Annotated in this window: 17 protein-coding genes and 1 tRNA gene; 7 read left to right on the top strand and 11 right to left on the bottom strand. The window is 56.8% G+C overall.

Annotated elements, in window-relative coordinates; all coding sequences use genetic code 11:
- The first annotated feature begins 57 nt into the window (after positions 1-57).
- The gene (locus tag B5G09_RS05530) at positions 58-303 is read left to right on the top strand and encodes a helix-turn-helix transcriptional regulator (protein ID WP_087404377.1); all 246 of its coding nucleotides are present in this window, start codon (positions 58-60) and stop codon (positions 301-303) included.
- A gap of 18 nt (positions 304-321) precedes the next feature.
- Complete coding sequence (locus B5G09_RS05535) at positions 322-1,170, top strand: Bro-N domain-containing protein (RefSeq protein ID WP_087404378.1); 849 nt, start codon at positions 322-324, stop codon at positions 1,168-1,170.
- A gap of 291 nt (positions 1,171-1,461) precedes the next feature.
- Here the strand turns inward: B5G09_RS05535 and dnaB are convergent, their stop codons facing one another.
- From dnaB to B5G09_RS05565, 6 genes are all read right to left on the bottom strand, one after another.
- Positions 1,462-2,874 carry a replicative DNA helicase gene (gene dnaB, locus B5G09_RS05540; RefSeq protein ID WP_087404379.1) on the bottom strand — a complete coding sequence of 471 codons (1,413 nt, stop codon included), beginning with the start codon at positions 2,872-2,874 and terminating at the stop codon, positions 1,462-1,464.
- Positions 2,840-3,538 carry a DUF4373 domain-containing protein gene (locus B5G09_RS05545; RefSeq protein ID WP_162608245.1) on the bottom strand — a complete coding sequence of 233 codons (699 nt, stop codon included), beginning with the start codon at positions 3,536-3,538 and terminating at the stop codon, positions 2,840-2,842. Before B5G09_RS05545 ends, dnaB begins: the two co-directional genes overlap by 35 nt.
- A complete protein-coding gene (locus tag B5G09_RS05550; protein WP_087404381.1) occupies positions 3,535-3,837 on the bottom strand; it encodes a helix-turn-helix domain-containing protein in 303 nt (100 codons plus the stop codon). Before B5G09_RS05550 ends, B5G09_RS05545 begins: the two co-directional genes overlap by 4 nt.
- A 12-nt stretch (positions 3,838-3,849) precedes the next feature.
- Positions 3,850-4,041: a hypothetical protein gene (locus B5G09_RS05555; protein WP_087404382.1), complete on the bottom strand. Its 192-nt coding sequence runs from the start codon at positions 4,039-4,041 to the stop codon at positions 3,850-3,852.
- Between the two features lie 113 nt (positions 4,042-4,154).
- Complete coding sequence (locus B5G09_RS05560; protein ID WP_143256485.1) at positions 4,155-5,096, bottom strand: hypothetical protein; 942 nt, start codon at positions 5,094-5,096, stop codon at positions 4,155-4,157.
- 11 nt (positions 5,097-5,107) lie between these two features.
- Complete coding sequence (locus tag B5G09_RS05565; protein ID WP_087404384.1) at positions 5,108-5,425, bottom strand: phage integrase SAM-like domain-containing protein; 318 nt, start codon at positions 5,423-5,425, stop codon at positions 5,108-5,110.
- A 454-nt stretch (positions 5,426-5,879) separates the two neighbouring features.
- Here B5G09_RS05565 and B5G09_RS05570 point away from each other — a divergent pair.
- Positions 5,880-5,954 (top strand) — tRNA-Pro (locus tag B5G09_RS05570).
- Positions 5,955-6,297: 343 nt separating this feature from the next.
- On the opposite strand, the gene B5G09_RS05575 is transcribed toward B5G09_RS05570, so the two are convergent.
- The gene (locus B5G09_RS05575) at positions 6,298-7,371 is read right to left on the bottom strand and encodes a TIGR04133 family radical SAM/SPASM protein (RefSeq protein WP_087404385.1); all 1,074 of its coding nucleotides are present in this window, start codon (positions 7,369-7,371) and stop codon (positions 6,298-6,300) included.
- 190 nt (positions 7,372-7,561) lie between these two features.
- On the bottom strand, positions 7,562-7,873 hold the full coding sequence (locus B5G09_RS05580) for a hypothetical protein (protein ID WP_087404386.1): 312 nt from the start codon (positions 7,871-7,873) through the stop codon (positions 7,562-7,564).
- A 135-nt stretch (positions 7,874-8,008) separates the two neighbouring features.
- On the opposite strand from B5G09_RS05580, the gene B5G09_RS05585 reads away from it, so the two are divergent.
- Both B5G09_RS05585 and B5G09_RS05590 read left to right on the top strand, forming a co-directional pair.
- On the top strand, positions 8,009-8,209 hold the full coding sequence (locus B5G09_RS05585; RefSeq protein ID WP_087310604.1) for a cold-shock protein: 201 nt from the start codon (positions 8,009-8,011) through the stop codon (positions 8,207-8,209).
- 171 nt (positions 8,210-8,380) lie between these two features.
- Positions 8,381-9,616, top strand: a complete 1,236-nt coding sequence (locus tag B5G09_RS05590) for a 6-phosphofructokinase (protein WP_087404387.1) — start codon at positions 8,381-8,383, stop codon at positions 9,614-9,616.
- Between the two features lie 109 nt (positions 9,617-9,725).
- Here the strand turns inward: B5G09_RS05590 and B5G09_RS05595 are convergent, their stop codons facing one another.
- Positions 9,726-10,238 (bottom strand): SLOG family protein, encoded by a 513-nt coding sequence (locus tag B5G09_RS05595; protein ID WP_087404388.1) that lies wholly within the window; start codon positions 10,236-10,238, stop codon positions 9,726-9,728.
- A 69-nt stretch (positions 10,239-10,307) separates the two neighbouring features.
- On the opposite strand from B5G09_RS05595, the gene B5G09_RS05600 reads away from it, so the two are divergent.
- Positions 10,308-10,517: a YtxH domain-containing protein gene (locus B5G09_RS05600; protein ID WP_087310610.1), complete on the top strand. Its 210-nt coding sequence runs from the start codon at positions 10,308-10,310 to the stop codon at positions 10,515-10,517.
- An 18-nt stretch (positions 10,518-10,535) separates the two neighbouring features.
- Positions 10,536-11,018, top strand: a complete 483-nt coding sequence (locus B5G09_RS14315) for a hypothetical protein (protein WP_241147582.1) — start codon at positions 10,536-10,538, stop codon at positions 11,016-11,018.
- 116 nt (positions 11,019-11,134) lie between these two features.
- Here B5G09_RS14315 and B5G09_RS05610 read toward each other — a convergent pair whose 3' ends face one another.
- Together B5G09_RS05610 and B5G09_RS05615 are read right to left on the bottom strand one after the other, a co-directional pair.
- Positions 11,135-11,689: an NADH peroxidase gene (locus B5G09_RS05610; RefSeq protein WP_087310614.1), complete on the bottom strand. Its 555-nt coding sequence runs from the start codon at positions 11,687-11,689 to the stop codon at positions 11,135-11,137.
- Positions 11,690-11,829: 140 nt separating this feature from the next.
- A complete protein-coding gene (locus tag B5G09_RS05615) occupies positions 11,830-12,759 on the bottom strand; it encodes a DUF5106 domain-containing protein (protein WP_087404389.1) in 930 nt (309 codons plus the stop codon).
- Positions 12,760-12,897 lie beyond the last annotated feature (138 nt).

Genomic DNA, 12,897 nt, shown 5'->3' on the forward strand with positions numbered 1-12,897 from the left:
TAATTTTTTGACAATTATATAAACATTAGTATATTTGTGAATATAAATACGACCAAAATGCGAGTTAAAGAGTTATTGAAAAAAAAAGGGATGACCGCAAAAGAACTTGCGGGGATTCTTGGGATGACTGAAACCGGATTAAGCATCGCAATTAGCGATAAAGGGAATCCTCCTTTGAAGCGGCTGGAAGAGATTGCCGCCGCCCTGGGGGTAACGGTTCCGGAGCTGTTCGCCCCGCAGCCGACGAACACGATCACCTGCCCGCATTGCGGCAAGCCGATCAAAATAGAGAAGGGAGAATAATCTCAACAACATTGACCTATGACACAGAAACAAGCCATACAACTATTCGAAGAGCGGAAAGTGCGCACCATCTGGGACGACGAAACGGAAACCTGGTATTTCGCCATTGTCGACGTCGTGGCCGTACTGACGGAGAGCGCTGATGCTGCCGCCTACTGGCGCAAGCTCAAGCAACGGCTCAAAGCAGAGGGAAATGAAACCGTGACAAATTGTCACGCCTTGAAAATGCTCGCCGCTGACGGGAAAATGCGACTCACGGATGTAGCAGATACCGAGCAACTTTTCCGGTTGATCCAGTCGATCCCCTCTCCGAAGGCCGAGCCGTTCAAGCGTTGGATGGCGCAGGTAGCCAGCGACCGCCTCGACCAGATGCAGGATCCGGAGCTGTCTATCCGGCAGGCGATGACCGACTACAAGCGCCTGGGATACTCCGACAACTGGATCAACCAGCGATTGAAGAGTATGGAGGTACGCAAGGAGCTGACCGACGAATGGCAACGCCGGGGCGTTGAAGGGCAGCAATATGCCACGCTTACCGACATTATCACGATGGAGTGGGCCGGACGTACAACCAAAGCCTACAAGCAATACAAAGGGCTGAAAAAAGAGAATCTGCGGGACAACATGACGAACATCGAATTGGCCCTCAACACCCTCGCCGAAGCTGCCGCAACGGAGATTTCGAAGCAGCAACAACCCAAAGGCTTCCAACAGAACGCAAGAGTGGCGAAAAGCGGGGGCAGCGTAGCAAAGGCGGCCCGCAATCAACTGGAATCCCAATTGGGGCACTCGGTTATCTCTCCGATCAATGCCAAGAAAGTGTTGGCAGGGAAAGAGACGGCCCAAATTGAAGAAGAAAAGAAGTAGCCATATCTCACGCCGCTATCCGTCGGATAACGTAAAAACAAAGCAGCCACCCGTTGAGGTGGCTGTTTCCATTATTCCCGGATCGGCTGTTTGCCGATGGACTGAATGATGGAGGCGGCGGCCGTTACCGGGTAGCTGGGGTGATCCTTCGGGGTTGCCCTTTTTCATTCTGCAGCCCGGTGACGGGTATCGAATCCGTCGATCTCTTTGCAGCCCGAAATTTCAATTGTTTTTCACGTCGTGGATAACCATCCACCCGAATGATTCCAAGCGAAAATACCACGCTTTTCGTTAAAAAGGACCGGGGTCTGTATCCTGTGGCTCCTCCGGACCGTTGTAGTCGGTGAGGTTCGTGACACTCCGATTGAACCGGAAGCAAACCTCCCCGGTGCGGCCGTCCCGCTGTTTGGCAATGATGAACCGCCCGACACCGTGCGAGGAGATGGTCCCGTAGCGGCCCGTCTCGAGGGTCTGAATGCCGTAATACTCCGGGCGCATGATGAACAGCACCATATCGGCGTCCTGCTCGATGGCTCCCGATTCGCGGAGGTCAGACAGCAGCGGCGTTTTGTCAGGTCGTTCCTCAACCTTGCGGGAGAGCTGCGCCAGGATGATAACCGGAATATCCAGCTCTTTGGCCAGTTGTTTGGCCGAGCGCGACATATTGGCTACCTCGCGTTCGCGGCTCTGCTGGCGGTCGTCGCCGTCGAGCAGCTGCAGGTAGTCAATCACCACCATCCCGCACTTGCCCCGGCGGTGCATTCTCCGGCATTGCGCCCGTATCTGCGTCATCGACGTGGCCGGACGGTCGCTGATATGGATCGGCAAAGCCGCGAGTTCGGCCTCAACCCGTTCCAGCGTCTCCCATACCCCGGAGGTGATACTCCCGGAACGGTAGGCGTTGGCGTCGACATTGCTCCGGCCGATCAGCAACCGGTCGGACAACTGCGTATCGCGCATTTCCAGCGAGAAGAAGCAAACCGGTGTCCCCTGCCGGGCGGCGCTGGCCATGAAGTGCAGCGCGGCGGCACTCTTGCCCATACCGGGACGTCCGGCCACAACGACCAGCTGCCCGCCACGCCAGCCGCCCGTATAGGTGTCGAGGCTCCGCAGACCTGTCGAGGTCCCCACGGGCTGCCCGGAGGCGTAGGCCCGGCACCGGCTTTCGAGCTGCTGGAGCGATTCCCGGAGGATTGCACCCAGGGGCCGCAGGTCGTTGGTCGAAGTAGCCCGGTCGCCGATCAGGGAGATCTCCGCCGTCGCCCAGTCGAGCACCCCCTCGGGATCGGAGGCTGCACGGGTCGCCAGTTCGTAGCTGAACACCACCAACCGACGGCGGGTCTCGATGTCTTTCAACTGGCGGGCCCAGGATACGCAGTTCACCCCCGTGCCTACGTCATTCGACAATCCGACCAGGTAAGCCACCGACACCTGGGGCTCTTTGCCCGTCGAGGTGCGCAACGTCGAGGCAACGCTCGCCAGGTCGACACTCTTTCCCCGATCATCGAGCGCGAGAATCGTCTCGTAAATGCGACGGTTCGTCGGGTCGGCAAAGGTCTCTCCCGTCAGCAGGCTCCGCACATCGGGCAGGTAAGCCGGTTCGAGGATCAGCGCACCCAGCACGGCACGCTCCAGCTCCGGGGATTCCGGCAGCCCCTGCGCGGGAATATCAGTCGAGGAGTTCATACGGGCGTTGCGGCTCATGGCTTGGTGTGTTTGAGGGGTTCTGACGACGGGTCCACGTCCGAACGGCGGCCCGCCAGTCCTTCATTTTGTTCGAGCCTACCATCCAGCCCTTCGATTCGTAGAAGTCCACGAACTGACGGGCGTCGACGGCATAGCCTTTTTCGGAAATATAGTCGCTCACCTCCTGGAGCGAGGGAGCCACAAACGCCGTGCGTTTCGTGGCGACTTTCTCCATACTCTCCTTCTCTTTTACTTTACTTTCCTTTCCTTTAATAGCGAGGCTTTGCGATTGCAATGTGATCGCATTGCGATCCGTTTGCGATGCACCCCACCGGAAGGCGTTTCCCAAACGTCCTGCTTCCGAGCGTTTTGCGCGTTTCTCGTTAAAGACCTGCATCCGGCGATTCAGGCTCTCCGAAAAGAAGATCCGGTCGTCCTTTACCGTGAAAAGTTCATAGTTGTAGACCACCGTTCGCACCTTCTCGGCCGAGGTGTTGTAACGACGTGCCAGGGCAGGGATATTGGCCACGGGATAGGTGTAATCGGGTTGGTCGCGGAGGGTTTCGACCAGCATCCAATAGATGCCGTAACCCTCCATCCCCAACTGCTCGATCATCAGTACGCATTTGGGATCATCCTTGGCGTTGCTGTCGTGCGCAAAGTAGTAGCAATCCTTGTTCATAGCGCACCGTGGATAAAGTAACGCTTGAACTTCAGAACGCTGTCCCGGACCTTCTCGCGAACCCATACGTCCGACACGTCGATTCCCATCTTGCGCAGGTAGCGGATCGTGCTCCGGGGATCGGGAATGCTCAACCGTTCGGCAATCTCAAAGGTCGACCACATCCCGCCGCATACAAGCAACGAAAACACGCGGAATTCGCTGTTTCTTAAATGATAGATATTACCTTTGTGGAAGACTGCGTAAAATGCCCCTGCGCGTCGGCCCTGGACGCCGGGGGCGTGTTGTTTCTGATCCATACCCCCGGCTTTTTATTTACGGTTGGCACTTTCGGCAAGACGCAGCGCAGCAGCCGCGCGGCGATCCTCGACATTCATCCCGTCGGTCTCGACGGGTTCGTTCTTGCGCCGGAAGTCGGCGAGTTTCGGAAGGATGGCATTTACGGCTTCGCTGATGATCGTTTGCAGTTGTGCCGGAGTGGTAACGATTACGGTGTTGTCCATAGCGTCGTGATTTTTTGATGAAACACTGGCCCGCGTCCGGGCTTTGGTGATCGATCACGATGCAAAGAAGCAAACAAAATGGACGTCGGACTAAACGTCGGACGTCCTAAATTTTATTCAATGCCTATCTTTTTCAGCCATTCGGCTGCGGCTTCTTTTGCCGATCGTTCTGGTTTTTTATATGCTACGGTATCTTGCGGCCTGGCTTTTATATTTCCACCTGTAACAGCCTCAACAAAAGCTGCAAGGGTCGTTTTATCTTTCGTTTTTCTTAATCCCAATCGATCGATCAACCCCCAAACTGCAGCGATTCGGTGAGTGCGAGGCATCTTTTGGTAATTAAATCTCGTTTCCAATTCTTGTTGCTCTTCAGACTCTTTGAGTTGTTTTTCACCGTGCAGATATAGGTCTTTCACCCTTTTAATATCCAAGTCATAAATAGAGGTTATTCGATCTACCAATCGGATAAAAGAACGCATATCCAATAGTGCATGATTCAAAACCCGCTCCATTCGATCTATGTTTCTCGAATTGAGCTCCAACTCCTCGAATATTTCATCCTCACAATTCAACGATATCGTATCATTAAATACGTTATAACAAACAAGATAATTCTCCGACAGATGGTGTAACTGCAGATAATTCCGAACTGCGGCTTTCTGCGCTTCGTGATCTGCCTGACGATCATTATTGACGGGCTGGTAAGTTATTGTGGGGCGGATTCTCTTCAAAGCCTCCGTAATCAGGACATAATCACTCATCATATCATACAGTAGATGTTCCCGATGCCCTTTCGTAGGAGCCTTGTAAAATACGAACTCCAATTTATCGAACCTGCTCACCCCGCCGGATAATCGCTCATATTCCAGATAGGCCCGATATAGATGAAGCCGTATGCCTGGGATATTGCCTATATTTGATTCCATGGCCGACAAACCTGCTCTTTGCATATTATCTTTCCATTGCAACACTCCATATGCGAAACTGAGCAAATTACGTCCCGCTTCATATCTTGGGTCTCTGTCCCGACCAAGCAATTCATATATTAAACGCATCGTGACTATCTCTAAAATTTCGTTAGTATTTCTGCATTCTTTTCCCGCTCCTCGCGGATAACTCCCTGCTGCTTGGCTATGTTGAGGATTGCCCGAAGCGTCCGCAGATGGATGGCTATTGTGGTCTGTGCCTTACCCTCCTTTCGTAGGAACAGCGCATATTTCTCCAACCAGGAGACCGCAATGGATTCGAAACGAATACGAGGCCACGCAAACCGCTCCAGCCCTTTGAGCACGTTGTCGTAAATCAACATATTGCCGACCTGCTGGGCTTTTCTCAATGCCTCCATCCGGGCCCGCTTGTAGGTGACGCGAATTTTACGGGACACTTTCCGGACTTTTTCGGGTGCGCGGTGTCGAGCATAGGGGATTCGGTTTGCGGGGCAAAAGTACGCAGAAATCCCCCGAAAAGCAAGTTATCGGAGCCGTAGAGCCATCAGGCATCAGGCAGCGTCCGAGTGGTAAAGGCCGTAAAGGCTGCAAAGCGGCGAGACAGGCGACCGAGGAACGGCGGGACCGGGAATGCAGCGGTCCCGGAAGAAAACGGGAATCGGATGGCAGCGAGTCTCGGGAGGGGTGTCGGAAGAAAACCAAGCTCCAGACGATCGCAACAATCTGGTAATCAATCGGATAGATCGACGCGGGAGGTGCCGCCGTACAATATCGGACGAAAAAAACGGACTCTGAGCACATCGTCGGGACGTTTTTTTTCTGAAAATTATTTTGCGATTTCGGATTTTAGAGTTATCTTTGTGCGCTCTTAGAAAGATAAGGGCATCCGTTCGGGGTGTAGCGCAGTCCGGTTAGCGCGCCAGCTTCGGGAGTTGGAGGTCGCTGGTTCGAATCCAGTCTCCCCGACGAATTCAAACGAAAACCTTTGCTTCGGCAAAGGTTTTTTTGTTTCCGCTCCGGCAGATATCCGCCGGCCCTCTTCAAGGCATGAGGGCGTCGGCGGACTTTTCTTTTATACACCCCATCGCGGCGGAAACCAGAGACGGAGCAAGAGGACAAATACAAGACAAGAACAAGAGGCCGAAAAATAGAAGAGGAAGTAAAGGACGGGGGAAACAAAGCGAAGCGGAACGAAGAGAGGAAAAGAGCGTGGAAGGGGGTAAAATGGAGAGCCGGGAAGCCCAACGTGTCGGACAAACCGGGGAATGGTCACGTTGGGAAACCGGAGGGGACGTTGGAGCCCCCACTCTCAGAGCCTCTTGTAGTGACAATAGAGCAACGAGCCGTCGTCGTCGTGCAGGTGCATGCCGCCGCCCTGGCAGTAGCGGAACACCGCACAGTCGGCACACTCGCCGCGCCGCGCCCACTCGCGATTGCGAAACGGTTCGAAACGCTGCTCCCAAACCTCCCAGAAGCGGTCGCGATAGATGCTCCCCTGATGGAAGTTGGCCCGGATCGACGTACAGCCCGAAATGGCGCCGTCGACACGGATCGATGCCACCGTAACACCGGCCGCACATTCGTAGAAGTGGTCGCGAACCTCGGCCTCATAGCCTCCCAGAAAGCCCTCGCAGGCGTAACTGACATCGATACGCCCTTCGCGACGCGTCTGCCGGATGAACTCCAGCAGGGCGCGGAACTGTGCATCGGTCATCCGCAGCGTGGGGTCCTCCTTGGCCCGCCCCATCGGAAAAATCGAGAAGAGCCGCCAATGCTCTACCCCCTCGGCGATAAGCATCTCGCGAAAGGGCTCCAGCTGCGGAATCAAGGCCCCCGTCACACAGGTCACCACATCGTACGACAACGAGGGTTCGCGCACGATCAGTCGGATGGCATTCAACGCCCGTTCGTAACTCAGGGGATTTTGACGGATGTAATTGTGCTCGCGCTCAAAACCGTCGAGACTCACCGAAACGGACCTCAGTCCGGCATCCAACAGCGAGCGGAAGCGTCGCGGGGTCAGGGCCATGCCGTTGGTGACCATTCCCCAGGGGTATCCGCGGCGGGTCACCTCCTGTCCGGCCCGTTCGAGATCCTCGCGCACGAGGACCTCGCCGCCCGAAAAGATGATGAGCACCTCCGAAGGGTCGACATGGGGCGTGATCTCCTCGTCGAGAACCCGCAGGAAGTCCTCGAGCGGCATATCGGCCACGCCGGGATCCACGCGGCAATCGCTGCCGCAATGACGGCACGCCAGATTGCACCGCAGCGTACACTCCCAAAAAAGCGTATCGAGACGGTGTTCGGCAACCTTCGCATCGTGAAGATCCGCAAAGATATTCAGGGCCAACCGTTTGCGCAGCCCCACGCGACGATTTCTCATAACAGATTTCTTCCCTTTTCCGGGCCGGGGAGACAGATCTTCACGTCTACGTTCACCACGGACAGATTCGGACACGCTCCATCACCGGCAACAGATTCCGCCCTCGGTCGGCTCCGGACTCCTCCACAACCGGCCCGCGCTTCATCCACAACCGATTCTCCGGCCCCCGGATTCCACCCACGGCCGGCGGCTACTTGCCGGCTGGAGCCTCCTCCTCAGTGACGGGCTGCTCGGCAACCGGCGGCAGTGAATCGGGACGCTCACGCTCCAACCGTTCCATGCGCTTGATCCGCGCACTGTCCGACAGGGGCGGACGCACACCGTACATCAACACGATACGCGGCGGAACCTTCGTGTGTTTCAATGCGGCCGTGTCGGCCGGTTGCGAGGCCGGTTGCTGCGGCTCCGCAGGCTTCTGCTGCGGCGCCTGACGAACTGTCGAACAGGCCGTCGAGAAGCCCAACAACGCCGCCAATGCCAGTTTCCACTTTCTGTTCTTCATACTCCGAACCATTGGATTCTTTTCACAAAGATAGAAAAATTTTCCCCGGAACGAAAAAATCGGGCAAAAAGTTTTGAATCTCAAGCTTTTTTGTTTTACTTTGTCTTAATTTTATTACTATTAATACTATTTTCTATGACAGGCAAAGTAAAATGGTTCGATAGCAAGAAAGGCTACGGATTCATTACGACGGAGAACGGCAAGGAGATCTTCGTGCATTTCTCGGGCATCGTAAAGGAGGGTTTCAAATCCCTGAACGAAGGTCAGAAAGTTGAGTTCGAAATCGGCAACGGCGCCAAGGGCGAACAGGCCATCAACGTAACCGTGGTCGAGTAAAGCATACCCCCCACCGGCCGTGTCGGCAACTCTCTCCGCCGACACGGCCGACACTCGCGGGACGTCCTCCAATTGGACGTCCTTTTTTTTGCCCGAATGAAAAAATAATCGTATTTTTGGGCGGCTGAAAGAATTATTAAGGATTTTTCAAAATCATAAAACCAATTAACCATGAAAGAAGCTATCGCAATTCTCACCGGTGGAGGTCCCGCTCCCGGCATGAACACCGTCGTCGGCAGCGTCGCCAAGACCTTCCTGCGCAAGGGTTACCGTGTCATCGGTCTCCACGAAGGTTACACCGGCCTGTTCAACCCCTCGCCCCGCACGGTCGATATCGACTACCCGATGGCCGACGGCATCTTCAACCAGGGCGGTTCGTTCCTGCAGATGAGCCGCTTCAAACCCACCGATGCCGATTTCGAAAACAACTTCAACCTCAAGTTCTTCACCGACAACAACATCAAACTGCTTGTAACGGTCGGTGGCGATGACACCGCATCGACGGCCAACCGCATCGCCAAGTTCCTCGAGGCCAAGAAGTACCCCATCGCCAACATCCACGTTCCGAAGACCATCGACAACGACCTCCCGCTGCCGAAGGGGACCCCGACGTTCGGTTACGAGTCGGCCAAGGACAAGGGCGCCGTCATCGCCCGCGCCGTCTACGTCGACGCCCGCACCAGCGGCAACTGGTTCGTACTGGCTGCCATGGGCCGCTCGGCCGGCCACCTGGCATTCGGTATCGGCGAGGCCTGCCACTACCCGATGATCGTCATCCCCGAGATGTTCGACAAGACCGAAATCACCGTCGAGAAGATCGTCAACCTCGTCATCTCGTCGATCATCAAGCGTAAGATCATGGGCATGGACTACGGTGCCGCCGTCATCTCCGAGGGTGTCTTCCACGCCCTGTCGGACGAGGAGATCCGCAAGAGCGGCGTTCACTTCACCTACGACGAGCACGGACACCCCGAGCTGGGCAAGGTTTCGAAGGCCCACATCTTCAACGAGATGATCGAGAAGAAGCTCAAGGAGCTCGGCATCAAGGTCAAGAGCCGTCCCGTGGAGCTCGGCTACGAGATCCGCTGCCAGACCCCGATCGCCTACGACCTGACCTACTGCTCGGAACTGGGTATCGGCGTGCACAAGCTCTTCTCCGAGGGCAAGACCGGCTGCATGGTCTATGTCGACTCGGAGGGCAACGTTTCGCCGCTCTACCTGAAGGATCTGCAGGATCCCACCACGGGCAAGATTCCGCCCCGTCTGGTCGACATCAAGTCGGACCGCTTCACGTCGGTGGTCGAGAATATCCTCAACGCCATCACGCCGGCCGACTACGAAGCCGCTAAGAAATATGTGGCCAATCCCGAGGAGTACGACTTCCACAAGATCCTGAACTGGAAATAGGAGTCTCACAACCCGCCATACGGATCCCGGAGCCTTTCGCAGGCCCCGGGATTTTTTTTTGAGGGGAGGGGGGGGGAGGACGCCGGGCCGATCAGCGACGCCGGACCGGTCAGAAGAGTTCCGGCGCAGGGCTCAGCGGGTGAAAGGGGGCTGCAGGATGAAGATTGATCACCTCGCGGAGACGTGTCCGGGCCCTTTCGACGGTGTAGTATGTCCCGCCTTCGGGCAAACCGTCGTACCAGGCCACGACGACCTGTGCATGGTCGACCAGAAAGTCGTTGCGCCGGGCATAACAGCCGCGGTGGTACTCCTCGGAAAGGACCTCGATGCTGTCGGCCGCGGCCAGAATCCGCTCGTAGCGAAGGCGCTGGGCCGCCGGAAAGCGGGCCGCCTGATGGCGGAACGGAACGACGGCAACGAGCCGGACCTCCGCATGCCGCTGCCGCAGGAGCAGAACCGCCTCGGCCGCCGCGAGGTCGAACCCGACGGCCATACCGCTCAGAAAAGTCCGGAAGCCACGTTCGTAAAGCGCCTCGAGAGTCGGGAGCAACAGCTCGCGAGCTTCGTCACGATAGGTGCGATGGCCGGTGAAGGCGACACAGGTGCGCGGATTGAGGATCATACGATCAAAGATAGCGCTTTGGCCCGGAGTTTGCAAGAAAAACCGCTGAATTCAAAAACTTCAGCAACCATGAAAAACACAGGAATTGCCATCGTTTCGCTCGTGGGCGGGATGATCATCGGTTCGGCTCTGACAATGTTGTTCACGCCCCAGTCGGGGGCCGACCTACGCCGCAAGATCAAGAATTCGATCGACGACGAGATCGACCGCGTCAAGAACAAGCTCAGCGAGGTCGAGGAGCAGATCGAAGAGGCACGCTGCCGCTGCGAGGAGAATTAGCCCTCAAAAACCCGCACGATGGAGAGACACGCAACAGCCGAGGCACAAAACCGCGGCGACCGGGAGCGGCGGGAGCCCCGACGGGAGTTCCACACCCTGCCGCACCAGCCCCTCGGGCCATCCGAGGAGAAGACCGATTCGGACGACCCGAAGGAGCGTTCCACCCTTCGCAGAGAGCGGTCAGCCGGGCGTTTCGTAGTGGTCTTTCTGCTCTTCGGAACGCTGGTCGGCATCGCCCTGCTGCTGTTGCTGACGGCGCTGGTGGTCTGGCTCTCGCAGGTCACCGGATCGTTCATCGTCGCCACGTTGATCCTCGGCGGCGCCTTTGCCCTGCTGGCTGCGGGACTCTACCTGCTCACGATCCGCGAGGCCGTGGAGCAGATCCGCGCCCGGGCCGAAACGGTCTACGAGGTGGCACGCCTGGCCCGCACGGGCTACGAATGGCTCTCCGAAAAGATTTCGATGCTGATCGGCATCTACAATCTGTTGCGAAAAGGCTGAGAAAACCCGACAATCCGCCCGCCCGGGAGCCGGCCGCAAACGACCGAAAACGAAAAGCCGGTGCCTTTGACAGGCACCGGCTTTTTTCATCAGGCAACCCGCAGGCTGCCGTTCGACTATTTGCCGAAGTAACGCTTGTAGAGTCCTTCGAAGCCCTTGCCGTGACGAGCCTCGTCCTTGGCCATCTCGTGAACCGTATCGTGAACGGCATCGAGGTTCTCCTGCTTGGCCAGACGAGCCAGACGCATCTTGTCCTCGCAGGCGCCGCACTCGGCCTCCATACGCTTCTCGAGGTTGGTCTTCGTATCCCAAACCACCTCACCGATCAGCTCGGCGAACTTCGAAGCGTGCTCGGCCTCTTCCCAGGCGTAGCGCTTGTAAGCCTCGGCGATCTCGGGATAGCCCTCGCGATCGGCCTGACGGCTCATGGCCAGATACATGCCCACCTCGGTGCACTCGCCCATGAAGTGGTTCTGCAGACCCTCCCAGAGCTCCTTGCTGGCGCCCTTGCCGTCACCGATCTTGTGCTCGGTTACGAACTCCATCTTCGAGTCCGACTCAACAACCTCTACGAACTTGTCCTTACCTGCCTTGCACATCGGGCACTGCTCGGGTGCCTCGGGACCTTCGTGAATGTACCCACATACGGTACAACGCCATTTCTTTGCCATAATCTTTTGTACTATTAAAAGGTGTGTTAATTGCTTTTTGTTTGTTTGTCATGCAAAGATAAGAAGAGATTTCGATTTTTGTATAAAAATTCGATTGTCTTTTCTGATCGCATGATAAGCGCAGCTTATACGGCGAGAGGTCAGCCCCGGCGGTCGATCACCTCCTCGATCTGCGCCACATCCACGGAATCCTTGACCAGCACCCGTTTGTTGCGGTCCAGAAGGTAGAGCGCCGGAATGGCGTGCAGGTCGTAGAGCAGTTCATTGCGGATCACGCATCCCTTGTCGTAGGCATTGATCCACGACGCGGGCATCTCATCGCGATAGGCGCGCCACTCCGAGAGATCCTCGTCGGGATAGATGGCCAGCACCTGAAGCCGGCCGTGTTCGATCATCTCCGTGAGCATCGGCGACGAAGAGATCGCTTCGCGGATTTCGCGGCACATGGCACACCCCGGATTGTTGATGAACAGCAGCACATACTCGGCATCCAGTCCGTAGAGCGTGCCGCTGCGCCCCGAAGCCAGCGTATAGCGGAAGTCGTTGGCCGGCTGACCGAGGCGGTTCTGCCGGGCGATCTGCAGATCATACTGCGGGGCGATGCGCTCGTACTCGTCGTACCACGGAGCGCGCAGCTGCGCCTCGAGCACCGGGATATAGAATTCGTCGTTGCGCAGCGGCGAGTTGGGGTCGTGCAGCACCACCTCGGCCATCTTCGAGAAGTAGTCGAGCATCCGCCGCGAGGTCGAGGCACGCCGCATGAGCGAATCCATCGGGGCGCCGTCCGTCGGGCGGCCGCCGAGCAGAACGACATAACGGGCATAGGCCTCAAAGAGCTGCGACGAGTCGACCCGGGTCAGGAAGAGCGTATCGGAGAAGTCGAAGCGGTCCCAGTAGTGCCAGCGGAGCCACTCCTGCTGTTCGGCCGCCGAAAGGCGCGAAGGCGGAATGGCCGGCAGGAAGACGGCCGGTTGCGGGGCCGCGGCATCGGAAGCGGGCGCCTTGCGGCGGCGTCCGCACGAGGTCATCACCACCAGCACGCACAACAGAAGGATCGAGAGTCGTTTCATTGTTTCAAGCGTTTTGGTCCCGAAGAACAAATATACGCATTTCCGGCGACAATTCCACAACCGAGGGCTCCAAAAGCCGCACCATGCGTTTTTTGCACGGTAGTTGCAACCCTTCGAGGCGACAAAACTCAAATCAAA

The organism is Alistipes sp. An54 (assembly GCF_002159375.1).
GTDB lineage: Bacteria > Bacteroidota > Bacteroidia > Bacteroidales > Rikenellaceae > Alistipes > Alistipes megaguti.